The organism is Delftia sp. PE138 (genome assembly GCF_018320755.1).
GTDB lineage: Bacteria > Pseudomonadota > Gammaproteobacteria > Burkholderiales > Burkholderiaceae_C > Comamonas > Comamonas tsuruhatensis.
The window spans coordinates 489638-511994 of sequence record NZ_JABEPN010000004.1 but is presented as its reverse complement, the minus strand read 5'-3'; the positions used below and the strand labels follow the sequence as shown (position 1 = coordinate 511994).

The following is a 22357-nucleotide window of genomic DNA, read 5'->3' as shown; positions in this document are numbered from 1 at the left end:
AGACGAGCCAATGCTCATATCGATACTCTACTTTAATCAAATAGCCAGCGAAAATTGAATTTTCATACCGGATCATAAAATCCAACGGGTTTGTATAGCTCACTCATATGCGATTGCATGCTTGCGTTTATATCACTTATGGGTATGTATTTCACACATCGTATGCCATGATCTTCGAATATCTTTTTTGCCTTCTCTGAACAAATTAGACTTGCCTGACTGGACGAGATATTCACAATGTCGAAAATGTCAAAATCCAAGTCCTCCTTGAAATGGAGGCTTTCATATTCAACGCCTCTTGGGGATATTTGTTTGCTCTTTGTAATATCCAAGCAGTTTTCGGCTTTGAACTTCTTTGGTATTGCAATAAAAACATCCCTGGTATTTCTAGCAATACCTTTGCTATCGACGCAATCAACACGCTTGATTTCGGAAAAATTATGTTTGATTTCTGGAAGGCATCTTGCGAATCCAGCACTTATGACATAAAAGTAATCTGCACCCTTGCGAACATCATAGTTATATTCATTTTTCTCCATCAAAATAAGTTTCTCAGGAAGCAATGGTAGTGTTCCTCCGTATCTTTTGGGGCCAGCATACCAGGGGTTATAACCATAGTCCGCTTTTACCTCTTCAAAATCTTTAGCAAGTACGGAATGATAAAATCCAGCAGGACATCCAAATTCCTCGTTGATGGCCATGATGTAATATTTTTTATTCATTCAAATATTCCTTGTAAGTGGCTAATATCACTTTGTTGAGTTGCTCCAGTTCGTTCAGCGACCAGAACGTCAGGTATAGGTCGCCAAAATTTCCTGCGCCTTCATTGGACCGGCGCATCCAATTCGCGTTCATCTGCCTCAGAGAATTTTCTGCCGATGGATGAAATTGATTCCAGTATAAATAAGCCAAACTCTTGGTCGGCGAATTTTGCTTCGGTTTCTCCAAAATACTGAATGTCTTCCAATTTAAAAGGCGTGCTCATCTTCTGTTAGATCCAGCTCATGCAATATATGGTGATTATTGTTCTTCAAGAGTTTTCATCCCTTGGAACAGGAGGGCCTATTTGAGGCTGAGATTGTTTTCGTCAAATTTGTTCATCTTCCTTATTCTTATTGTTTCTATGCCTTTCCATTTATTTTTATAGAATAGAATAACTATATAGGTTTCTTTTTGATATATTTGGACAAGGTCTTCCTTATTTTTGCTGACCGATTTACCCAATTTTTCTTCGACTTGGCTCTTATCCATTGTGAAGTCGAGCTTGAATGGTATTTCTTCTTCGAAGCCTTTGTTGATGTCGATGGATTCAAAAGTGAACCCGCCATCCCCAATGGGTTGAGAAAGATATTTCTCCTTGTATGAATCCGTGGGATCAAATTCCATGGAAATCAATTTGTCTTTGGTTTTTATTCTTGTTGTGAAATCTCCTTTTGGTAATTTATTTATGCCATTTTCTAGAAGAAAATACTTAAAACTATCGCTTGTAGAAGTATGGCCCAAGAGCGATAGCAATTTTTCGATGTTCATTGTGATTGCTTATGTTGATGTTAGTTTTGGTTTGACGGCTCTATGAGATAGAACCATGTCTTCCACGTATTTATCAAAATCAAGACTATTTAACTCTTGAAAACGATTGCATGTACTCATCAAAAGCATCGTCGATTTTTTACCGAAATCCTTGTGATTCGTGGGATTGACTTTATCTTTTACACCCCCTTGGTCATCTGCTTTCTCCGCTACAGCGCCTTTAGCCTATGGGGCAGCTTTTATGAACCAGTTTCTGCTGCTTCACGCCAAACTTCTTTCCTGGGTTTCTGTGGTCGCCGCAGCTGCGGTGGCCACCATGCCGGCCCTCAAGATCATGACAGCTGCATTCAAGGCTGTGTTGACTTTATAGCCCTCGGCAAGATAGATCAACGCGCTGGCGCCGCCGGCAATTTCGCCAACGCCGGAGATGAGGCCCACGACATACAGACCTGTGCGCACAACGTCGCTGCTCCAGCGCTGCCACCTTGTAGTCCGCAGCCCACGCCACCTTGCCCTGTGCGTCGGCCAGCTCCAGCGGCGTGCCGATCTGGTCGCATTGGCACCAGTAGGTGCTGGGTTCTTCGCCTGCGTCCTGAATGTTGGCCGGTGGCACAAAACTTCCCAGCTCATGGGCTTCCCTGGAAGGGCAGACTGGCGAGAATGCGGTCGGTGGGGCGTATATCCGGACGTGTTATGGAGTTTTTAGATCATAAAGATAAACTGCTTGAGCATTGGACTTCGGATTTCTTCTTACGCAAAAGGTCGCCACGGCGTCACTTTCTTCGCCGTTGCTCCATAGAAATACATCGATGGCGTATTTATCATTTGGATCTCCTGGAAGATCAAATATGTATGATTTCTGCAATGCATCGTCGGGTGGCATTGTAATTAATCTTCCGCGAAAGATGTCACGAGAACGCTCAGTATATTCCTGTGGCGATGCATTGCCTAGCAGTTTTTCTGTATGCAATACGTCGTAATTTTCATTGGCCATTTCTTTTATTATTGATTTTATATTAGAAATGATTTTAGGATTATTTTCCAAGTATGATTCAGTCATTTCATTTCCTGTTTGCTACAGTTGGATGTTCAGTCCCACAGTGAGATGGTGCTGATGAAGTCTAAAGCGGCCTGGATCTTTCTCCCATGCCTCGCAAGTCGCTCGGAATGGCGTCTTCCACCTGAGCGCCTTCGAGTGCTTGCCGAAGTTGTAGCCTTGAACGAATGTCTGGACATGCTCCCGTAGCTGCTCCAGGCCCTCCTACCCATACGCCTTGATCGTGGACTCCTTGATGGTCCGGTTCATGCACTCGACCATGCCGTTCGTCCAGGGGCGGTACGGCTTGGTATGCCTTTTCTCGACATGCGTGAAATTTGTGACGCGGTCTATGGCAACAAACATGTGCTGTTTGCCGCTGGAGATCTTCATTTCGGCGCTGTCGATGTGCACGAAGCCGAGCGTCGTTTCTTCAAACTTTCCATGCCTTCGTTGCAGGTGTGTTGCGGGCTGTCGGCTGATTCCGTGACGCTGCAGGCATCGATGCAAGGCGCTGCGGCTGAGCTTGGGCGCCGTCTCCAGGAGTTGCTCCATGAGATCGTCCAGCGACAGATGCCCTTGCTTGCGCAAAGCAATCGCCAAGTGTTCTTGCTCTTGGGAAAGATGCTTGCTTTCTCTGCCCCGAGGACCCATGGGCTCATCGAGCACCGAGGTGCGCGCGCGCCACTTGGCCACGGCCTTGGGGTTGATGCCGTAGAGCTGGGCCAAGGACCGATGGGAGCCGGTCGCTAGCTGGAGCTCTGCGCGGATACGCGGCGTCGTGCGGGCGCTGCCATGCAGGCGGATTGCCATAGTGCTTTCTCCTGTTCCAGGCTGAAGAATGCACCATGACTTCCTGGGACCGTACATCTCAATCAGGGGCAAAGTCCATGTTTTCTTTTGACATTTGTAGGAACACCAAGCTGAAAGAATTCCAATTTATCCTCTTCAAAAGCGACTGTCCATACAATGCTGTCAAGAAAATAGTTATCAATCTCCGGCATTCTGCGCTTGAGCTGTCCCAGTTTTTTCTCTATAGCATTTCTGCTGTCATTTGCGCTTAAACCATAAGGTAAAGGTCCGGTGTAAATTCCATTCCTTCCGTCATCTCCAGATATTAGAATTTCAAGTTGACTAAATATGAAAGCACCTTCGCTTTTGGGTGCTATCCCAGTTCCTTTTGCATCTATTTCAAATGACATTGAAAGACCTTGTCCTTTTATGGGGATAAGTGTTTCCAATGACCGGCCTATTTTCGGTCGACTCTTAATGCCATTTTTGGTTAAAAATTCGTCGAGCGGCTCATGCGTGCTGCTATGGCCTAAAAAAACATCAGTTCTGTTGCATTCATTCCTTTGCCTTTGTTACGTTGGTGATGGCGTTCTTAATATGTTGATCACAATCCAGGTTTCTCAACTCTTGCGCAGCTTTGTCATAGGTATTCTTGCATCCGTGATCCTCATTTTCCATAATCATTGGAGATGGCATCTGTATCCGTTTTACAGCTTCATTGAGGTTTTCCGTATCCTGAGAGATTCTTCCAGGAGTGTTTTTATACCGCCAATTTTGTCCTTCGGCATGAATATCTGGGGGAACAGCAATTGTGGGGGCATTGTTTCGGACAGATTTCCTGATTTCTGAAGCTTGAGCATCGCTAATTTTTACAACAGAATCCCTTAATTCATTGATCTTGTTTTCGGCAGATTTTTCGAGAGATGCACCTGAAGGGGGATGTTCTTTCTCTAGCCCGCTGCCTTTGAGTGATTTTTTGTCGTTGTTCTTCGCACTTTTTTCCTTGGCAGCTTTCCCTGCGGCTTTTTCGTTTGCTTCCCGTCCCATTTTTTTCGGAAGCCTCTGTTGCCGCTGCTGCGGCCTTCTTCCCATACTTGACTCCGGTAGCCGCCATCCCAGCGCCCGGGACCATGGCTGCCTCGCTCAAGGCTGCGTTGACTTTATCGCCCTCGGCAAGATAAATTAAAGCGTTGGCGCCGTCGGCAATTTCGCCTACGCAAGGCAATTGAACCGACGTCCCAGGCAGACGTTGGGGTTCAGAACGCCTGCTGAGATGTTTGATGAAGGTGTTGCGTTGACAGATTGAATCCACCGCCGCTGCCGGTCCGAGTTTGTAAGGATTAATTTGATTTTTGAGCATGCCTAACAAACTTACACATTCACCTAATTCTAAGAAAATATCCTTTATCAAAAAAATCACGATTAAAATTGTTTCTTGCATCGTCAATATTTATTGAAAACTCTTTCGCATTTAAATTAATAGCCGATTGATTGTTAAAGATGAATTTTGCGATATTTGGGATAATGCAATCATTGGATAATCTATTTTCAATAAAATTGAACAATATTTTTATATTATCTTCGCGCTCACTATTCTTTTGAAAAAAATTGTTGCAACTTTGATGCGTCTTATCTGAAATCATTGCCGCATTAAAACTGCGTCCGTTAATGGTTGCACGGATACTTCCGGCAAATATTGTTTCAGGTATCCGAAATAATCCAACTTCAGTAAATTCCTTGTAATTTTTAGATTCTTGATTTCTCTCTTCAAAATACAATAAAAATGATGACATAATTATTTAGGATGAATTGTGTGAATCGCCTACGGTTTCTTCATGATTATTCGGATGAACATGTGGTAGACGACCTTCTGTACTGCCTGTTTTTTTGTTAGGGTGGGCGGGATGCTACATAGGCGCACCACAAGCACACCTTTTTGCAAGACTGATTACCTCACTGCGGCTATCTGCATATACATTTTGTCCTCGCTGTATCCCGATAGCATCTTGACTATCAAATCGCCCCACCACCGGATCGTAATACCGAAGTCGGTTGTAGTGCAGCCCTGTCTCTTCACCAAGCTGCTGCCCGTGTAACCGGAAGGGCTGCTCAATCGGCGGCGGTGGAGGTGGTGCAACAGGCTTTGAACCCCAAGCCCGCTGACGGGCCGATCATCGGTGCCGGTTCGCAACACGCTGCGCATGACCGCCTCGCCCCAGACCTTGTAATCCGCCGCCCAGGCTACTTCGCCTTCCTCGTCGGTCAGCTCCAACGGGGCACCGATCTGGTCGCATTGGTACCAGTAGGTGCTGTGTTCCTCGCCCGCTCCCTGGATTGTGGCCAGTGGCACAAAGCTTCCTGGCTCGTAGATGTAGAGCGCCTGTCTTGCGCCCCGCTGGCTGTGCACCATGAGGTCGCCATCCCACAGGTAGTGGGTGCTGCCGAAGGCATCGCTTTTGGCGACACGTCGGCCCAGGGGGTCGTAGGCATAGCGCGTGGCCTGGGTGACGCCATGGCGCGTGGTGTTCGATTCGATGAGCTGGTGGTCTGCGTTCCAGGTCAGGTCCAGCACTTCCTGGGTGCCGGCCTTCTGGTTGCCCCGGGTGCGCTTTGTGACGTTGCCGTGCACGTCGTATTCAAAGTGCAGATCCTGGTAGAAGCGCAGGCGGTTGTCGCCGACGACGCCCAGGGTGGTGTCCACGGGCTGGCCGTCTTTGCCGGGGATGGAGTCCAGCAGGTTGCCTGCGGGGTCGAAGGCAAACAGTTCGCGGGCCAGCGGGCTGCCTTGTGCCGGGAGGCTGGCGAGGATGCGGCCCGTGGGGTCGTAGCGGAAGTCCTGGCGGCCGCGCAGGGAGTCGGCTCGGGCGATGAGCTGACCTGCGGCGTCGTAGGCGTAGCCACGCCGCGGTGCAGGGCGTCGCGTTCCATGTCGGCAATGACCTGGTGGGCGGCGGGAGGCTGGTCAGGGCCTTGCGCTGCAGCGATGTTGATCTGGTGCAGGTGGCCCGAGCCATAGAACAGCCAGTGCAGGGTGCGGCCGTCAGGCATGCGGGTGTGGATGCGGTTGCCCAGTTCGTCATAGCCGTGCAAGAGGCTGCGCTGCAGTTTCTGGTGGGCCTGGCCTGTGGCATTGCCCAGAGCCTGCAGGGTCTGGGTCTCGCTGAGCAACTGGCCCACGGGGTCATAGGCAAAGGCCAGGTGGGAGGCGGCGTTGCTGGCCTGGGTCAGGCGGCCCAGGGTGTCGTAGCGGTAGCAGGTGCTCTAGATGAATGTGGTGGTGCCTTTGATCAGTTAACCAGATGCAATCGAGCTTGTAGCTGTCTCACATGCAGACACCACTCTTCCAAATCTTCCACTGACTGCCATCCCTCCAAGGCTTCGCATGGTGGTCGCAATACGCGCTCTACAGCAAGGCGCGCCTTAAGCAGTAGATCAGGTGGCGTTGGCTCGCTGCAATCGAATTCCAGCCATTCCGCAATTCGCTCCGCTATAGCTTTTGATGGTCCAGGGTACCCATAAGATTGGGCAATAACCTCCGCTGCGGCTAACGCCCCAGAGGCTAGGTCAATCTCAACGTAGTTGTCTTGGGCTGCTATAAGTTCCTCAAGAGACTCTCGGGCTAGAGAGTAATTATCAGTTTTCTCTAGCTGGCTTAGCCAATTAAATGATTCATCATTTCCAAATATCTCAGTGCTCCAGGTTCCCATATGATTTAATCCTGTTTTTTTATATATACCCTGTTGTCCTCAAGCCACTTCCACATCTCAACTCTGTTAGCACTGTTGTTATAGTCGAATTTTGGCTTAAATCCCATTCTGTTTCTTATTTCTACAATCAAATTTTCTGGATTCGCCAAAAGATCCAGGCTTGCATGAATTTTACTTAATTCTTGATGCTTTTTCTCATCCCAAACATCCTCTGTTTGTATCAGCATCTCATCGCTTTCTGGAGTCCAATCAAGATTAAATCTTATGGCTTGAGAGGCGTTCATTAATCTGGTGCTTCTAATTTCCTCAGAAGGTATTACAAAAGATTCGTCCCTTTGGACTACTTCTGCACGCCAAAGCTTGGAGTTCAAGTATGAACGCCAGTTTGCACTAACGAGCGGCATCAATCTTGGTGATTTAACTATCTCGTTGCTAAACTCCAAACTGTTGTTATTTTGCGAAAATATCTCGCATAAGTAGGTGTGTCCAGGGATTAGATAAAGCAAGCGCATGAATGCATAGCAATCATTCCCTATGTATATTCCCAATATGTCACCTGGTTTTACTTGAGTGAAGCGTATTTTCATGGATTAGCAAGGATTGATTTGAGATGACGGGGCATTTTTTAGCCATTCTTCAGCTTTTTGATAACCTTTTTCAAAAGACTCATGCCGATCAGCTGGCCTTGTGGTGCTATCTCTGTTGTATCCAACTTTTTTTTTTCCTATATTTCCTTTGCCACAAGGGCATCCCCATTTTCCATTTAAAGTATCGTGGTGTTCAATCATTTTTTGTTCAAATCCTCTGGCATCACCGTATGAAGGAACATTTGTAATTGGTTTTAGAGTATCGTTTTTTGGCAATCGCCCAGATTCTTGATGTTGACCCTGCCTGGTAGATAAATCACCTGTTTGCCCGACGTAACCGACTACTCCGCCATCTTTGCATATGGCATAAATATCATATCCTTTTCCTCCATTTGTGTCAGTATGGGGGATAGATTTTAGTCCCCATGGATCTTTTAATGTTAGTGGATTTGTGGCGAATTCGAATAAATTGCTGCCTCCTAAAACACCAATGGGATCCTGCGATATAAATCTTCCAATTTGCGGATCGTAGTATCTGAACAGGTTGTAGTGCAGCCCCGTCTCCTCATCAAACTGCTGCCCCTGTAACCGGAAGGGCTGCTCAATGGGCGGCGGTGGCGGTGGTGCAACAGGCTTGGAGCCCCAAGCCCGTGCGCTGCCGGGCTGATCATCAGTGCCTGTCCGCAACACACTGCGCATGACCGCCTCACCCCAGACCTTGTAGTCCGCCGCCCAGGCTACCTGGCCTTGTTCGTCGGTCAGCTCCAGCGGGGCGCCGATCTGGTCGCACTGGTACCAGTAGGTGCTGTGTTCCTCGCCTGCGCCCTGAATGGTGGCCAGCGGCACAAAGCTGCCTAGCTCCTAGATATAGAGCGCCTGTCTTGCACCCCGCTGGCTGTGCGCCATGAGGTCGCCATCCCACAGGTAGTGGGTGCAGCCGAAGGCATCGCTCTTTGCGACGCGTCGGTCCAGGGGGGCGTAGCGGGAGTCTTGGCGGCCGCGGAGGGTGTCGGCTCGGGCGGAGTTCTGGTGATTTAAAAAATAGTTTTATATTATTCTCTCATTTTTGAATAATTATATTTTGGAGTGTGCTATGAATTATTAGAAGTTGCATTTTTTAGAAAATGCATTCGCGGATAATTTTGCAAAATTAGAATTTTTCTTTTCTAAGAAAAATAAATATCTTTCCCAAAGATTTATCACCTACTACAAATCGTATTGTGGGTGTGATAGCTCATAGGCTATCGCTAAAAATACATTTCATTCTATGAATTTCTATAAATAAGATATTTATTGGTAAAATAAAGTTTAGAAATACTTAATCAGATCTAATGATCTTCAAAATATCTCATTATATATTAATGATGCGTCATTGTAAATTAATTTTTATTCCAAACAATTGCAAATCCACCTTCTTTTGCCAGAGTGGTTATATTGGTTAGTTCATTGTTTTTGTAGTTAAATTGATATTCCACCTCATTATCCCATCCAGACGCATAGGCCAATTCTCTGATGGGGATACCATCTTTCAATTCTATTGAATTTATTGAGTAATTTTTTCCTCTGCCGACTGTTATATTTAATATCGTGTCATCGTCTTTTTTTGAAATATGACCATATCCATTTAAACGAGGAAGATTTTTTCCAGGGGGATTTATTGAAAAATCAATGTGATATACGTTACTTAGTTCGGAAAATAGATTTTCATCATATATACTTATAGAGACGAAGTTACACTGATTCTCTCGCGGCGATCTGATGATTTTCAATTGACCATTGCTGAATCCGCTTGCAAAATATCCTTTCTCACTTGCCTCTTCAGGTGATTCATATTTTTTGTTCAAAGATCTTGGCGTCCTGAATCCATCCATTTCACTGCGATATGGAATGGGGTTGTATAAATCACCCTTTGAGTATTTCCACTCATTGACTATTGGTAGGTTTTTAATTTCTGCATTTTTTAGAATTCTGGCGGCTGTGTCTTGGTAATTATTTAGCAAAATCTCTAGCCGTTGCTTAATTTCTGGATTATCTATCAACATATTTATTCCTTCATGAGCAGCAGCAAGCAAAAGTTGCCTTCCAACTTCCGCTCTCTAATCGTCTTCCAATATCCTCTAGGGCCGCTTCAACGTTGCCACCACGCTTCTCCACGCCTTTCAATATTTGGTATATAAGTTTATCATTCATATCACTATGTACATGAGATCCGGCGTGATAAGTGCCGGCTCCAATGCTTGCAATCTGGCCTGGATGATTTGCCATTGCAATTTGAGATGGTCTCGTTCCCCATAATCTTGCGCCATTAGCCGCATCGTCAATTCCAATGTTGTTCCTGGCTAATATTGCGCGCGAGTTTTTTACATGTTCATTTTTATTGCATTTTTCTTGAACAATATGATGTGGACTTTGGTCAGGTAGAGCAGGACGCCCGGCTTTTCTAAGGCTTCTCCCAAGTTTTACAGAACTTAGGCCAAGAATGTCTGCCCATATCGTAGGGGTGGAAGCATATATATATAAATTGAATCCTCCTATTAATCCAATCGGATCCTGACTAACAAACCGCCCAACCACCGGATCGTAATACCGAAACCGGTTGTAATGCAGCCCCGTCTCTTCATCAAACTGCTGCCCCTGAAACCGGAAGGGTTGCTCAATGGGCGGTGGTGGAGGCGGTGCAACGGGCTTTGAACCCCAAGCCCGTGCGCTGACGGGCCGATCATCGGTGCCAGTCCTCAATACGCTGCGCATGACCGCCTCGCCCCAGACCTTGTAATCCGCCGCCCAGGCTACTTCGCCTTCCTCGTCGGTCAGCTCCAACGGGGCACCGATCTGGTCGCATTGGTACCAGTAGGTGCTGTGTTCCTCGCCCGCTCCCTGGATTGTGGCCAGTGGCACAAAGCTTCCTGGCTCGTAGATGTAGAGCGCCTGCCTTGCACCGCGTTGGCTGTGCACCATGAGGTCGCCGTCCCAGAGGTAGTGGGTGCTGCCGAAGGCATCGCTTTTGGCGACACGTCGGCCCAGGGGGTCGTAGGCATAGCGCGTGGCCTGGGTGACGCCATGGCGCGTGGTGTTCGATTCGATGAGCTGGTGGTCTGCGTTCCAGGTCAGGTCCAGCACTTCCTGGGTGCCGGCCTTCTGGTTGCCCCGGGTGCGCTTTGTGACGTTGCCGTGCACGTCGTATTCAAAGTGCAGATCCTGGTAGAAGCGCAGGCGGTTGTCGCCGACGACGCCCAGGGTGGTGTCCACGGGCTGGCCGTCTTTGCCGGGTAAGGAGTCCAGCAGGTTGCCTGCGGGGTCGAAGGCAAACAGTTCGTGGGCCAGCGGGCTGCCCAGGGAGGGCAGACTGGTGAGCTTGTCTACCTGCGTAGCCTTGGTCTGCCCAGGCAAGTTCTACAGTGTGGCCAGTTGCCTGCTGCACTTGCTCTAGCATGCATTCACGAAATTTAGATGAATGAGCGAAAACTGGAAAGTAACGACGCGGCTGTATCCGCAGTCTTGTGTTAATAGGTCATATTTACGGAAACGATTAAGACACAGCTGTTTCTGAATGAAATATGAAAAAATAGCGACGCTTAATATTATGGGATAAATATATTCCACTTACCATTCGAAAAATCTAGACGTGTGCCAAATGGATCATAGATTGACGCATATGCCCCTCCGGGGCATTCATGTATGCCGTATATATGGCCGTTTGGAGTTTTTTCTGCAGGATCATCATGCTCAGGAATTTTGCCTGAGATCTTTTTATATAGATCCCATACGTCTACTTTATAAAATTGAACCCAGTAAGATCGATCTGCTAAAATAGCATCCCATTTCTCTTCATTTCTTTCTGATACTTGTATTGAGTAATTGCTTGATATACCTTCAATAGAGAAATATTTCGAATTTTCATTGATTTCATGTGAAAGCTTAAACGGGAGTTTTTTGCAATAGAAATCTAGTGCGATATTTATATCTTTCACGAAAATTGGTACACGGATCATAAATCTAATCGCATTGATGATTGGGCCTGGGTTTAGGCTTTGGTTTGCCTGGGCAATGGCAGCCAGCTCTGGCTACTGATACATTGGGCTTCATGGAGTGATCATATGGTTTTATTCCGGAATCTCTTAATGCCTTTAGTTCTTCCTTATAAAATGGACTTCTGACGGATTGATCATCTGTGCCAATAATAATGAATTTGTATCCTTCTTTGGCTTTTTGCCTAATCCAATCACCGTTTGCCTTAGCTGCAGCACATGTCCATTCAACGGTGCCGGGTTTTAGATTTGAATCCATTCCTTTTGTTATATCTTGCCACTCATTAGAAATTGTTTTAAAACTATCTCCCGATTTTTCAATTCCTAGCTGTTTGGCATACGCCTCAACTCCCGACTGGCCTTCACCTAGGACAATATAAGATGCTAATCCCAGTGGATCAATTAATGCAAGAGAATTCGGACCTAAACGATAAATATTTGTGCCGCCAGCCAATCCAATCGGATCCTGATTAACAAACCGCCCAACCACCGGATCGAAGTACCTAAGATGTTCAGTCCCACAGTGAGATGGTGCGGATGAAGTCTAAAGCGGCTTGGATCTTTTTCCCATGCCTCGCAAATCGCCCGGAATGGTGTGTTCCACCTGAGCGCCTTCAAGTGCTTGCCGAAGTTGTAGCTTTGAACGAAGGCCTGGACATGTTCCCGTAGCTGCTCCAGTCCTTCGTACTCGTAGGCCTTGATCGTGGATTCTTTGATGGTCCGGTTCATGCGCTCGACCATGCCGTTCGTCCAGGGGTGATATGGCTTGGTGTGCCTTTTATCGACGCCATTGAACTTGCAGATGCGTTCAAAGATGTGACCGATGCATGTATCGGTGACGCCGCCTCTGAAGCGCTCTTGCCCTGTAAAGGCCATGCCGTTGTCCGTCAGGACGGTATGTATGCGGTACGAAAAGGCTACAAGCACCTGCCGAAGGAACTGCGCTGCGTTGGCTTTCGTGGCCCTGTCAAAGAACGCGACATGTGTGAATTTTGTGACGCGGTCTATGGCAACAAACATGTGCTGTTTGCCGCTGGAGATCTTCATTTCGGCGCTGCCGATGTGCACGAAACCCAGCGTCGTTTCTTCAAACTTTCCGTGCCTTCGTGGCAGGTGCGTTGTGGGTTGTCGGCTGATTCCGTGACGCTGCAGGCATCGATGCAAGGCGCTATGGCTGAGCTTGGGTGCTGTCTCCACGAATTGCCCCATGAGATCGTCCATCGACAGATGCCCTTGCTTGCGCAACGCAATCGCCAAGTGTTCTTGCTCTTTGGAAGGATGCTGGCTTGCTCTGTCCCGAGGACCCATAGGCTCATCGAGCACCGAGGTGCGCGCACGCCACTTGGCCACGGTCTTGGGGTTGATGCCGTAGAGCTTGGCCAAGGCCCGATGGCAGCCGGTCGCTAGCTGGAGTTCTGCGCGGATACGCGGCGTCGTGCGGGCGCTGCCATGCGGGCGGATTGCTATAGTGCTTTCTCCTGTTCCAGGCTGAAGAATGCATCATGACTTCCTGGGACCGTACATCTAAGACTGGCTAACACCACCGATCCACGAATCGTGCGCAGATGATCGCTGCCGCCAATTTCAGCAGCGCTTCGTGGATATCCAGTCGTCTTTCAAAGCGGATTCGCAGCTTGCCAAAGCCTGCAAACCAGCTGTGCGTCCTCTCCACCACCCACCGGTGTTTGCCCAGCCGCTCGCTGCTCTCAATGCCTCGTCTAGCAATCCGGCCAATGATGCCCCGCTGCCTCAGGTGGGCTCGGCATCGCTTGAAGTCGTAGCCTTTGTCGGCGTGCAGCTTTGCCGGTCTTCTACGGGGACGTCCTGGCAGGCCAGCAATCGCAGGAATCGCGTCCACGCACCTCTCGAACATCTTGGAGTCGTGCCGGTTCGCGCCGCTGACCAAGATCACCAGCGGGATGCCTCTGGCATCTACGACGATGTGCCGCTTGGAGCCGAGCTTGCCTCTGTCCGTGGGGTTTGGGCCCGTTTCCTGGCCCCCCGGGGGCTTGGTACCGAGGAGCCATCAATGCTGGCCCGGCTCCAATCGATTTGGTCATGTTCACGCAAGCGAGTCAGCATGGCCTGATGCAGCTGCTCCCAGACACCAGCGGCGTTCCAGTCGCGTAGGCGGCGCCAGCAAGTCATGCCGCTGCCGTACCCAAGGGATTGGGGAAGGTCTTCCCACGGAATGCCTGTTTGCAACACAAACAGGATGCCGTTGAGGGCGGCTTCATCGCTGACTGCGGCCTTGCGGGCACCACCTTTGGAGGAAGGTACGAAGGCTGGGATGAGAGGTTGTAGCTGTCGCCACAGTTCTTTGCTTACGGGTCGTCGTGCCATGAGGGCAGCGAGCATAACGCTCTGCGGGGGGCTTCTGACCAAGTGGTGTTAGCCGCTCTAAGAAGCTTTAGACCATATTAAGCTAGCGCTAGATGTGACTTTATTGAGATTTCCTTCATTATCGTAGTGGAAATATCTGAAAAAGTCAGGTATGCCTCCAGATAATTCCAAGCTGGTATATCCTTGCGCCATAATTGGCTGGTCCGAAGAGTATTTGTAAAGAAAAATAAAACATGCTCCACGCTCACCAACACCAAGATGTAATTTGTTATTATCTTTCAGATCAATCCAGCGATGCATGCCGGCTACTTTAGATTTTCTCTTGCTTGGGGTATCGATGAATTTGCAATTTATATATTTAAATTCAATTACCCCCGGATTTTTCGCACTGAATAAGCATGCATCAAGTGCCTCCATATTTGGCTCGCTGGGCATGACAGTCACAAGATGTTTACCTGCCAGAAATCCAGCGCAGTATTTCCCTAGCCATCGAGCTTGATCAACATTTTTGTATGACCTCTTCATAAGACGTGCCGAAGGAGAACCATTGCTCTCTTCTGAGTAGGGGATGGGAAAGAAATAGTCTCCAGACGAGAACTTCCACTCATCAACATTTGAGGATATTTTCAGATATTCATCGTACCAATCCAGCTTGGGTAGTGTTTCAAACTCTTGCCTAAGCTCTGCAAGATAAGACTTTATTTCAGGATTTTCTAAAATCATATTTTATACGCACTTAGTAATTCATCGATGAATGGAGCTGGTGGAAATTTTTCTTGAACAATAGGTGCAAAATTGTTTAATAATGAATCTCCATTAAATATATTAAGATCCTAGTTGCAGCAACAAGAAAATGTCGTCTTCCAGGCGCCCGACTCCATACGCCGCCCTATGTCTTCCAATGCGTTTTCCAAATTACCACCACGCTTTTCAACACCTTTGAGCACTTGATAGATAAGCTTGTCATTTGCCTTGCTGTGAATATGACGCCCGGCGTGATAGTTGCCAGTGTTGGCTGCGGCTACTCTACCGGGATGATTCGGCTCCGATATTTGTACATTATTGGTTCCCCATACTCGAGCCCCATTTGAAGCACTGTCTATTCCAATTTTGTTCCTGGCAAGAATATCACGGGATTTTTGTACGTGACTACGTGGATTGCTATTTCTGAAATTTTCCTGAACGATATGGTGCGGGGTTTTCCCATCCGGAACTGGACGGCCCGCTAACGCAAGGTTCTTCCTAAGCTTGTCTGCAGTCAGTCCCAGCGGATCGAGATACTCGATCGGATTGGGACCAAATTCGTAGATATTTAACCCGCCGACCAACCCAATCGGATCCTGACTAACAAACCTCCCCACCACCGGATCGTAATACCGAAACCGGTTGTAGTGCAGCCCCGTCTCTTCATCAAACTGCTGTCCCTGAAACCGGAAGGGTTGCTCAATGGGCGGCGGTGAAGGTGGTGCAACAGGCTTTGAGCCCCAGGCCCGCGCACTGACAGGCCGATCATCGGTGCCGGTCCGCAACACGGTGCGCATGACCGCCTCACCCCAGACCTTGTAGTCCGCCGCCCAGGCTACCTGGCCTTGTTCGTCGGTCAGCTCCAGCGGCGCACCGATCTGGTCGCATTGGTACCAGTAGGTGCTGTGCTCTTCGCCCGCTCCCTGGATGGTGGTATGAGTACAAGAGCAGGTCAGAGGTGCAATATCTCAGTATCGACCAGTGTCGTCTTTCTCTCTTTCTCCAACTAGATATTCTAAAAATCTTTCTAAGTTAAAGAACATTTTATAGTCTGCACCGAAGTATCTCCAAACTTGCGGTTCAATATTTCCTTCAACCCACACCAAATAAGCCTCCTCTGGCTCGTAAGGATTCAGAGCAAAAAGTGTGCAGTGGCTAGCTGAGATACTTTCTGGAGGAGTTTCCGACCAATTTTCTTTTCTTAAACTTATCCACTCTTTTGCTATATCATTATTGTATATGTCAGATATTTCTTTAAGACTTAACCAGTCTTGATCAAGGTTGGCATTTTTCCAGCTACTTGCATATTCGAACCTTAATTTCAGCATTGGAGACAGTTTTCTAAAGCTGTAATCAAGCATCATGATTTCGTGTATATCATCCTCTTTTTCGCTAATCTCCTGATCGCCATGCTCAGGATCATTGGCATTTCTCAAGAATAACTTTTCCATTAGAGAAGTTGTGTTGTGCATTAGCAGCCTCCTAAATTGTCAACAAGCTTCACGCTGTCGTATGTATAACCTACAGGTATTTTAGATACAATGCCTCCTACATATGAATTTGTCTCTTTCATTTGAGCCATCCAATCAAGAGGAATGGCCGGGCCACCTGCTGCTGCATCTGGGACATGTCCAGCAACCGTATTTCCAGGACATTGACAGCGCATCCTTTTTTTCCAATTTCTAGACTCTCTTTCCTCTTGTTCTGTCAGTATTCTACGTGTCATAGATCCACCGTTTGCATTAATCTGCTTGTTCCAGCGATCTGTGAACTCTTGTAGTTCTTTGGCTGCCGGAGAATTGGCTGGAAATTTATTCTTTATGCATAGGGTTTTACCGGCGGTCTTGAATGCTACTGGCTCTAGGCCTAGAGGATCTGCAAAAACTACGGGGTTCGTTCCATAACGATAAAAATTAACACCGCCCGCTAGCTTAATAGGATCTTGCGAAACATATACTCCAACCACAGGATCGTAATACCGAAACCGGTTGTAGTGCAGCCCCGTCTCTTCATCAAACTGCTGTCCCTGAAACCGGAAGGGTTGCTCAATGGGCGGCGGTGAAGGTGGTGCAACAGGCTTTGAGCCCCAGGCCCGCGCACTGACAGGCCGATCATCGGTGCCGGTCCGCAACACGGCGCGCATGACCGCCTCACCCCAGACCTTGTAGTCCGCCGCCCAGGCTACCTGGCCTTGTTCGTCGGTCAGCTCCAGCGGCGCACCGATCTGGTCGCATTGGTACCAGTAGGTGCTGTGCTCTTCGCCCGCTCCCTGGATGGTGGCCAGCGGCACAAAGCTCCCCGGCTCGTAGATGTAAAGCGCCTGTCTTGCGCCCCGCTGGCTGTGCACCATGAGGTCGCCGTCCCAGAGGTAGTGGGTGCTGCCGAAGGCATCGCTTTTGGCGACACGTCGGCCCAGGGGGTCGTAGGCGTAGCGCGTGGCCTGGGTGACGCCATGGCGCGTGGTGTTCGATTCGATGAGCTGGTGGTCTGCGTTCCAGGTCAGGTCCAGCACTTCCTGGGTGCCGGCCTTCTGGTTGCCCCGGGTGCGCTTTGTGACGTTGCCGTGCACGTCGTATTCAAAGTGCAGGTCCTGGTAGAAGCGCAGGCGGTTGTCGCCCACCACGCCAAGAGTGGTGTCCACGGGCTGGCCGTCTTTGCCGGGGATGGAGTCCAGCAGGTTGCCGGCGGGGTCGAAGGCAAACAGTTCGCGGGCCAGCGGGCTGCCTTGTGCGGGCAGGCTGGCTAGGATGCGGCCCGTGGGGTCGTAGCGGAAGTCCTGGCGGCCGCGCAGGGAGTCGGCACGGGCGATGAGCTGGCCTGCGGCGTCGTAGGCGTAGCCACGCTCCAGCGTTGCGTTGGAGTTGCCGGGCCGGATCACGTGGCCGCTGCCTTGCAGCGCGGCGCGGTGGCGCAGCAGACGCCCGGCAGGGTCCCAGTCGTAGCGGCTGGACAGGGCACCCTGGCTGCGGCGCACTTCGCGGTGCAGGGCGTCGCGTTCCATGTCGGCGATGACCTGGTGCGCGGCCGGAGGCTGGTCAGGGCCTTGCGCCGCAGAGATGTTGATCTGGTGCAGGTGGCCCGAGCCATAGAACAGCCAGTGCAGGGTGCGGCCATCAGGCATGCGGGTGTGGGTGCGGTTGCCCAGTTCGTCGTAGCCGTGCGAAAGGCTACGCTGCAGTTTCTGGCGGGCCTGGCCTGTGGCATTGCCGAGAGCCTGCAGGGTCTGGGTCTCGCTGAGCAATTGGCCCACGGGGTCATAGGCAAAGGCCAGGTGGGAGGCGGCGTTGCTGGCCTGGGTCAGGCGGCCCAGGGCGTCGTAGCGGTAGGTGGTTTCTTCCAAGGGGCCGGTGTGGCCCAGGGCGCGCTTGGCCAGCAGACGGCCCAGGGCATCGCGCTCGAAGCAGGTGACCTTGCCGGGCCCGGCGTCGCTGCCACCCCGGCTTGGTCGCCTAGTCTATTTCAATAAAAGCATCATTCTCCTTGAAAAATCTCATTGCTTCCAAGTATTTTTCTATTCTTGGAGAATCCATCTGTTGATCTAAGTTATCAACTATATCTTCGATGTCTTCTTTTGAGAGATATGGGAAAAATCCCTGTCGATGAAAATTTTCTCTAACTTCTTTTTCTTCCTCAGGGCTCCGATTTAAGTCGGCAATGTAGAAAAATACTTTTGCATCGTCATTGGCGTTAATGTCATTTTTTGCATAAATCCATCTATTGTAATTTTGGATTTCTTTTATGGCATTTTTAATGCCGATAAAATTCTTTAGCATCAAAAGCATTTCAATTTCTTGGAGCCATATTTATATGGTTGTGATGAAGTGGCTTCTTTGTTGATGAGGTTACCAAATTAATTTCGGGATGATGCATAAAATCCTCATTTCAGCCAATCATAACTCGTATCAAGCTGACTTGATTGGAATGAGGTTTCGGAGAGCTGAATTTTGCAGAAGGCCCTTATTTCTTTGTAATAACTGGCTCATGCCAAATATCCTCGTAACCCTCGTCGTCAATGATAAATCTATAACCTGGTGCAAGAGCCAAGTACGGCATTAGTGCGGGCCATACATCTGGGACGTGGCCAATGTGTATTGGCTGAAAAAAATCAGGATCTTCAGAATACTCTCCTGCCCAAATATACCAGCCGGCAGTCCCATTTTCAGGATTGGCTCTCATTCCTGTTATGGGTTGTTTTCCTCTTGTTTGCAATGCGATGCCAATTTTTAAACTCTCATCCGGATAAAATTCTGGAGATCCAGCTAGAATACATTTTTCTTTCTGAAGAGACTTGAGTTTGCTATGGTCGTTCATATTTTTCCAGCCATACATTTAGAGAATGCAGATGCTTGTCCGCCTTGAATTCTAGAGCATGTGGGACAGTGTGACTGAACTGAAGAAACTTGTGTCTGTTTAACTACATCGTTAGTTCCAGTTCGATAGTGCTCCACAACAAGTGGGTCAATATGGTCAGCTACCATTTTTGCTTCAATGCCACCACAAACTACACAAGGTTGTCCTTGTACAGCGGCGGTCTGCTGTGCCGTTGGACCACAAGGACCAAGTCTTTGATATTTGCCAATTCCTTGCTTTGGCTCAAAGGTGCTTTTATCGGGCACTCCATAATCCGATGTAATTATCGTGTTGCCTTTCGAGTCGGTGGTGGTGCCTGCAAGGCCGAGTTGATCAAGCCAAGTGAATGTATTATTCCCAAATAAGAATAAATTTAATCCACCAAATAATCCAATAGGATCCTGACTAACAAACCGCCCAACCACCGGATCGTAGTACCTGAACCGGTTGTAATGCAGCCCCGTCTCCTCATCAAACTGCTGTCCCTGGAAGCGGAAGGTTGTTCAATGGGCGGCGGTGGAGGTGGTGCAACAGGCTTTGAACCCCACGCACGCGTGCTGATCGGCCGATCATCGGTCCCGGTCCGCAACACGCTGCGCATGACCGCCTCACCCCAGACCTTGTAGTCCGCCGCCCAGGCTACCTGGCCTTGTTCGTCGGTCAGCTCCAGCGGGGCACCGATCTGGTCGCATTGGTACCAGTAGGTGCTGTGTTCCTCGCCCGCTCCCTGGATGGTGGCCAGCGGTACAAAGCTGCCTGGCTCGTAGATGTACAGCGCCTGTCTTGCGCCCCGCTGGCTGTGCACCATGAGGTCGCCATCCCACAGGTAGTGGGTGCTGCCGCAGGCATCGCTCTTGGAGACGCACCGGCCCAGGGGGTCGTAGGCGTAGCGAGTTGTGTGAATAAATTGTTTTATCAGCTAACCATATTCAGTCGTGCTTGTAGCGCTCTTACATGCTGACACCACTCTTCCAAATCCTCCACTGACTGCCATCCCTCCAAAGCTTCGCAAGGTGGTCGCAGAACACGCCCTACGGCCAGGCGAGCCATAGGCAAAAGGTCAGGTGAAGGTGATTCAATGCAATCAAATTCGAGCCATTCTGCAATGCGCTCTACAATATTGATTGATGACCCTGGATGTCCATAGGCTTGAGCAATAACCTCTGCTGCCGCTAGCGCTCCAGAGGCTAAATCAATTTCAATATATGAATCTTTGGCTACATTGATTTCTTCGAAAGATTTACGGATCAACGAATAAGCTTTTTTTCTCTCCAATAGACCAAGCCAATGGAATGACTCATCATTGCCAAATATTTCTGTACTCCAAGTTCCCATTTTTGTTTATCCGAGATATACCTTGTTATTTTTCAGCCAATTAAAAATCTCCATTCGTTTTGTTCTGTCTTTATAATCTAGTGTTGGCTTCAGTTTGAGCTTATTTCTAATTTCACAAATTAGCTTCTCTGGATTATCATAAAGTTCTAAGTTGGCGTGCTTTTTACTTAGTGCAGCATGTTTTTCTTCATCCCAAACATCTTCAGCTATGATCAACATTTGATCACTATTTGGAGTCCAGTTCATGTTGAATTTTATTATCTGGGAAACATTCATTAGTCTCGCGTCGCTTATCCGATCTATTGGCGGGGTAAATGAATTATCTCTGTGAACCACTTCTCCATGCCAGAATTTTGGGTCAAGATATGCCTTCCAATTTGCACTAACAAGGGGAGTTAACTGATTTGCATGAAGTATCTCTTCCGTAAATTCCAGCTTTGTGCACTTGAATTCAAAAACTTCACACAGATATGTATGGCCGGCTATCATGTATAAAAGGCGCATATATGCGTAGCACCCATTTCCTATGTACATGCCTAATATATCACCGGGCTGAACTTCCTTGAATCGTATTTTCATATATTAGCAGGGGTTAATTTGAGAAGAGGGGGCATTTTTTAACCATTCTTCAGCTTTCTGATAGCCTTTTTCAAATGCACTGTGTCGATCTGCAGGCCTTGTGGTGCTATCGCGGTTGTAGCCTACCTTTTTATTTCCAATATTTCCTTTCCCGCAAGGGCATCCCCAGTTTCCGTCAAGAGTATCGTGATGCTCTATCAGTTTTTGTTCAAAGCCTCGAGCATCGCCATAAGTGGGTACATTACTAATACGTTTTAAATCTTCTCCAGTTTGTAGCCGTCCTGAATCACGATGTTGGCCTTGCCTAACATCCATGTCACCTGTTTGCCCAACATAGCCGACGACTCCGCCTTCTTTACAGATTGCATAGATATCATAGCCTTTCCCACCATTTGTATCTGTGTGAGGAATAGATTTAAGTCCCCATGGATCTTTCAATGTCAATGGGTTCAGTGCGAACTCAAATAAATTACTGCCTCCCAGTACGCCGATAGGATCTTGCGATATAAATCTTCCAATTTTCGTGTCGTAATATCTGAAAAGGTTATAGTTCAAACCTGTTTCTTCATCAAATTGTTGTCCTTGCAAGCGCAGTGGCTGTTCGACGGATCGGCGCGGAGTTGCACAGTGACCTTGATTCCCCAAGCCCGCGCGCTGATCGGCCGATCATCGGTCCCGGTCCGCAACACGGTGCGCATGACCGCCTCGCCCCAGACCTTGTAGTCCGCCGCCCAGGCCACCTGGCCTTGCTCGTCGGTCAGCTCCAGCGGGGCACCGATCTGGTCGCATTGGTACCAGTAGGTGCTGTGTTCCTCGCCCGCTCCCTGGATGGTGGCCAGCGGTACAAAGCTGCCTGGCTCGTAGATGTACAGCGCCTGCCTTGCACCGCGTTGGCTGTGCACCGTGAGGTCGCCATCCCACAGGTAGTGGGTGCTGCCGAAGGCATCGCTCTTGGAGACACGCCGGCCCAGGGGGTCGTAGGTGTAGCGGGTGGCCTGGGTGACGCCATGGCGCGTGGTGTTCGATTCGATGAGCTGGTGCTCTGCGTTCCAAGTCAGGTCTAGCACTTCCTGGGTGCCGGCCTTCTGGTTGCCCCGGGTGCGGCGGGTGACGTTGCCGTGCACGTCGTATTCGAAATGCAGGTCCTGGTAGAAGCGCAGGCGGTTGTCGCCCACCACGCCAAGAGTGGTGTCCACGGGCTGGCCGTCTTTGCCGGGGATGGAGTCCAGCAGGTTGCCGGCGGGGTCGAAGGCAAACAGTTCGCGGGCCAGCGGGCTGCCTTGTGCGGGCAGGCTGGCTAGGATGCGGCCCGTGGGGTCGTAGCGG

General features: G+C 49.0%; 28 protein-coding genes and 4 pseudogenes. All 32 read right to left on the bottom strand.

The genetic code is table 11. The features are described from left to right. Positions 1 to 62: 62 nt before the first annotated feature. The 32 genes and pseudogenes from HFGMBDPB_RS17305 to HFGMBDPB_RS17150 all read right to left on the bottom strand — a co-directional run bounded on the left by HFGMBDPB_RS17305 (position 63) and on the right by HFGMBDPB_RS17150 (position 22302). A complete protein-coding gene (locus tag HFGMBDPB_RS17305) occupies positions 63 to 722 on the bottom strand; it encodes a hypothetical protein (protein ID WP_212645872.1) in 660 nt (219 codons plus the stop codon). 101 nt (positions 723 to 823) lie between these two features. After that, a complete protein-coding gene (locus tag HFGMBDPB_RS17300; protein ID WP_183021430.1) occupies positions 824 to 985 on the bottom strand; it encodes a hypothetical protein in 162 nt (53 codons plus the stop codon). A 77-nt stretch (positions 986 to 1062) separates the two neighbouring features. Continuing rightward, entirely contained in the window at positions 1063 to 1530 is a 468-nt protein-coding gene (locus HFGMBDPB_RS17295; protein ID WP_183021429.1) for a hypothetical protein, read from the bottom strand. 261 nt (positions 1531 to 1791) lie between these two features. After that, positions 1792 to 1968 (bottom strand): hypothetical protein, encoded by a 177-nt coding sequence (locus tag HFGMBDPB_RS17290; RefSeq protein ID WP_212645907.1) that lies wholly within the window; start codon positions 1966 to 1968, stop codon positions 1792 to 1794. Next, complete coding sequence (locus tag HFGMBDPB_RS30065) at positions 1895 to 2143, bottom strand: RHS domain-containing protein (protein ID WP_212645871.1); 249 nt, start codon at positions 2141 to 2143, stop codon at positions 1895 to 1897. The genes HFGMBDPB_RS17290 and HFGMBDPB_RS30065 overlap by 74 nt, the downstream gene beginning before the upstream one ends. Positions 2144 to 2221: 78 nt before the next feature. Next, positions 2222 to 2590: a DUF7668 domain-containing protein gene (locus HFGMBDPB_RS17280; protein WP_197956190.1), complete on the bottom strand. Its 369-nt coding sequence runs from the start codon at positions 2588 to 2590 to the stop codon at positions 2222 to 2224. A 15-nt stretch (positions 2591 to 2605) separates the two neighbouring features. Beyond that, a pseudogene (locus HFGMBDPB_RS17275) lies at positions 2606 to 3379 on the bottom strand (integrase core domain-containing protein). 62 nt (positions 3380 to 3441) lie between these two features. Continuing rightward, a complete protein-coding gene (locus HFGMBDPB_RS17270; RefSeq protein WP_212645870.1) occupies positions 3442 to 3807 on the bottom strand; it encodes a hypothetical protein in 366 nt (121 codons plus the stop codon). A 106-nt stretch (positions 3808 to 3913) separates the two neighbouring features. Next, positions 3914 to 4450 (bottom strand): hypothetical protein, encoded by a 537-nt coding sequence (locus HFGMBDPB_RS17265; RefSeq protein WP_249343487.1) that lies wholly within the window; start codon positions 4448 to 4450, stop codon positions 3914 to 3916. Between the two features lie 287 nt (positions 4451 to 4737). Continuing rightward, positions 4738 to 5151, bottom strand: coding sequence for a hypothetical protein (locus HFGMBDPB_RS17260; RefSeq protein WP_209669179.1), 414 nt, complete (start codon positions 5149 to 5151; stop codon positions 4738 to 4740). Between the two features lie 114 nt (positions 5152 to 5265). Continuing rightward, a complete protein-coding gene (locus HFGMBDPB_RS29770; RefSeq protein WP_209669393.1) occupies positions 5266 to 5472 on the bottom strand; it encodes an RHS repeat-associated core domain-containing protein in 207 nt (68 codons plus the stop codon). A gap of 137 nt (positions 5473 to 5609) precedes the next feature. After that, a pseudogene (locus tag HFGMBDPB_RS29765) lies at positions 5610 to 6167 on the bottom strand (RHS repeat-associated core domain-containing protein); the annotation flags it as partial. Between the two features lie 478 nt (positions 6168 to 6645). Further along, a complete protein-coding gene (locus HFGMBDPB_RS30060) occupies positions 6646 to 7065 on the bottom strand; it encodes a DUF4259 domain-containing protein (protein ID WP_160856197.1) in 420 nt (139 codons plus the stop codon). Positions 7066 to 7070: 5 nt separating this feature from the next. Continuing rightward, a complete protein-coding gene (locus tag HFGMBDPB_RS17245) occupies positions 7071 to 7436 on the bottom strand; it encodes a hypothetical protein (RefSeq protein ID WP_212645869.1) in 366 nt (121 codons plus the stop codon). A 632-nt stretch (positions 7437 to 8068) separates the two neighbouring features. Next, positions 8069 to 8450 (bottom strand): annotated as a pseudogene (locus tag HFGMBDPB_RS30055) (RHS repeat-associated core domain-containing protein); the annotation flags it as partial. Positions 8451 to 9031: 581 nt separating this feature from the next. Then, positions 9032 to 9724, bottom strand: a complete 693-nt coding sequence (locus tag HFGMBDPB_RS17235) for a hypothetical protein (protein WP_157158274.1) — start codon at positions 9722 to 9724, stop codon at positions 9032 to 9034. Next, complete coding sequence (locus HFGMBDPB_RS17230; RefSeq protein ID WP_212645868.1) at positions 9705 to 11042, bottom strand: RHS repeat-associated core domain-containing protein; 1338 nt, start codon at positions 11040 to 11042, stop codon at positions 9705 to 9707. The genes HFGMBDPB_RS17235 and HFGMBDPB_RS17230 overlap by 20 nt, the downstream gene beginning before the upstream one ends. 191 nt (positions 11043 to 11233) lie before the next feature. After that, on the bottom strand, positions 11234 to 11644 hold the full coding sequence (locus tag HFGMBDPB_RS17225) for a VOC family protein (RefSeq protein ID WP_212645867.1): 411 nt from the start codon (positions 11642 to 11644) through the stop codon (positions 11234 to 11236). A 4-nt stretch (positions 11645 to 11648) separates the two neighbouring features. Then, on the bottom strand, positions 11649 to 12134 hold the full coding sequence (locus tag HFGMBDPB_RS17220; protein ID WP_249343486.1) for a hypothetical protein: 486 nt from the start codon (positions 12132 to 12134) through the stop codon (positions 11649 to 11651). Beyond that, positions 12104 to 13147, bottom strand: coding sequence for an integrase core domain-containing protein (locus HFGMBDPB_RS17215; RefSeq protein WP_349305381.1), 1044 nt, complete (start codon positions 13145 to 13147; stop codon positions 12104 to 12106). Before HFGMBDPB_RS17215 ends, HFGMBDPB_RS17220 begins: the two co-directional genes overlap by 31 nt. A gap of 67 nt (positions 13148 to 13214) precedes the next feature. Continuing rightward, a protein-coding gene (locus HFGMBDPB_RS17210) for an IS5 family transposase (RefSeq protein WP_212645905.1) occupies positions 13215 to 14023 on the bottom strand; the annotation gives its coding sequence in 2 pieces (ribosomal slippage) (positions 13215 to 13693 and positions 13693 to 14023; 810 coding nt in all). A 57-nt stretch (positions 14024 to 14080) separates the two neighbouring features. Then, positions 14081 to 14746, bottom strand: coding sequence for a hypothetical protein (locus HFGMBDPB_RS17205; RefSeq protein WP_183021405.1), 666 nt, complete (start codon positions 14744 to 14746; stop codon positions 14081 to 14083). Positions 14747 to 14856: 110 nt separating this feature from the next. After that, on the bottom strand, positions 14857 to 15564 hold the full coding sequence (locus HFGMBDPB_RS17200; protein WP_349305377.1) for an RHS repeat-associated core domain-containing protein: 708 nt from the start codon (positions 15562 to 15564) through the stop codon (positions 14857 to 14859). Positions 15565 to 15735: 171 nt separating this feature from the next. Next, positions 15736 to 16239 (bottom strand): hypothetical protein, encoded by a 504-nt coding sequence (locus tag HFGMBDPB_RS17195; RefSeq protein ID WP_151021350.1) that lies wholly within the window; start codon positions 16237 to 16239, stop codon positions 15736 to 15738. Beyond that, positions 16239 to 18107 (bottom strand): RHS repeat-associated core domain-containing protein, encoded by a 1869-nt coding sequence (locus tag HFGMBDPB_RS17190; RefSeq protein WP_502757470.1) that lies wholly within the window; start codon positions 18105 to 18107, stop codon positions 16239 to 16241. Before HFGMBDPB_RS17190 ends, HFGMBDPB_RS17195 begins: the two co-directional genes overlap by 1 nt. Positions 18108 to 18216: 109 nt before the next feature. Further along, positions 18217 to 18549, bottom strand: a complete 333-nt coding sequence (locus HFGMBDPB_RS17185) for a DUF7716 domain-containing protein (protein ID WP_212645865.1) — start codon at positions 18547 to 18549, stop codon at positions 18217 to 18219. A 175-nt stretch (positions 18550 to 18724) separates the two neighbouring features. Then, positions 18725 to 19078 (bottom strand): immunity protein Imm33 domain-containing protein, encoded by a 354-nt coding sequence (locus HFGMBDPB_RS17180; protein WP_071955994.1) that lies wholly within the window; start codon positions 19076 to 19078, stop codon positions 18725 to 18727. Next, positions 19075 to 20012 (bottom strand): annotated as a pseudogene (locus HFGMBDPB_RS17175) (RHS repeat domain-containing protein); the annotation flags it as partial. The gene HFGMBDPB_RS17180 and the pseudogene HFGMBDPB_RS17175, both read right to left, overlap by 4 nt. 20 nt (positions 20013 to 20032) lie before the next feature. Further along, positions 20033 to 20452, bottom strand: a complete 420-nt coding sequence (locus HFGMBDPB_RS17165; RefSeq protein WP_160856191.1) for a DUF4259 domain-containing protein — start codon at positions 20450 to 20452, stop codon at positions 20033 to 20035. Positions 20453 to 20458: 6 nt separating this feature from the next. Beyond that, positions 20459 to 21031 (bottom strand): hypothetical protein, encoded by a 573-nt coding sequence (locus HFGMBDPB_RS17160; protein ID WP_212645863.1) that lies wholly within the window; start codon positions 21029 to 21031, stop codon positions 20459 to 20461. Positions 21032 to 21034: 3 nt separating this feature from the next. Beyond that, positions 21035 to 21619, bottom strand: coding sequence for an RHS repeat-associated core domain-containing protein (locus HFGMBDPB_RS17155; RefSeq protein ID WP_237426826.1), 585 nt, complete (start codon positions 21617 to 21619; stop codon positions 21035 to 21037). Beyond that, positions 21583 to 22302 (bottom strand): RHS domain-containing protein, encoded by a 720-nt coding sequence (locus HFGMBDPB_RS17150; RefSeq protein ID WP_502757471.1) that lies wholly within the window; start codon positions 22300 to 22302, stop codon positions 21583 to 21585. Before HFGMBDPB_RS17150 ends, HFGMBDPB_RS17155 begins: the two co-directional genes overlap by 37 nt. Positions 22303 to 22357: the final 55 nt, after the last annotated feature.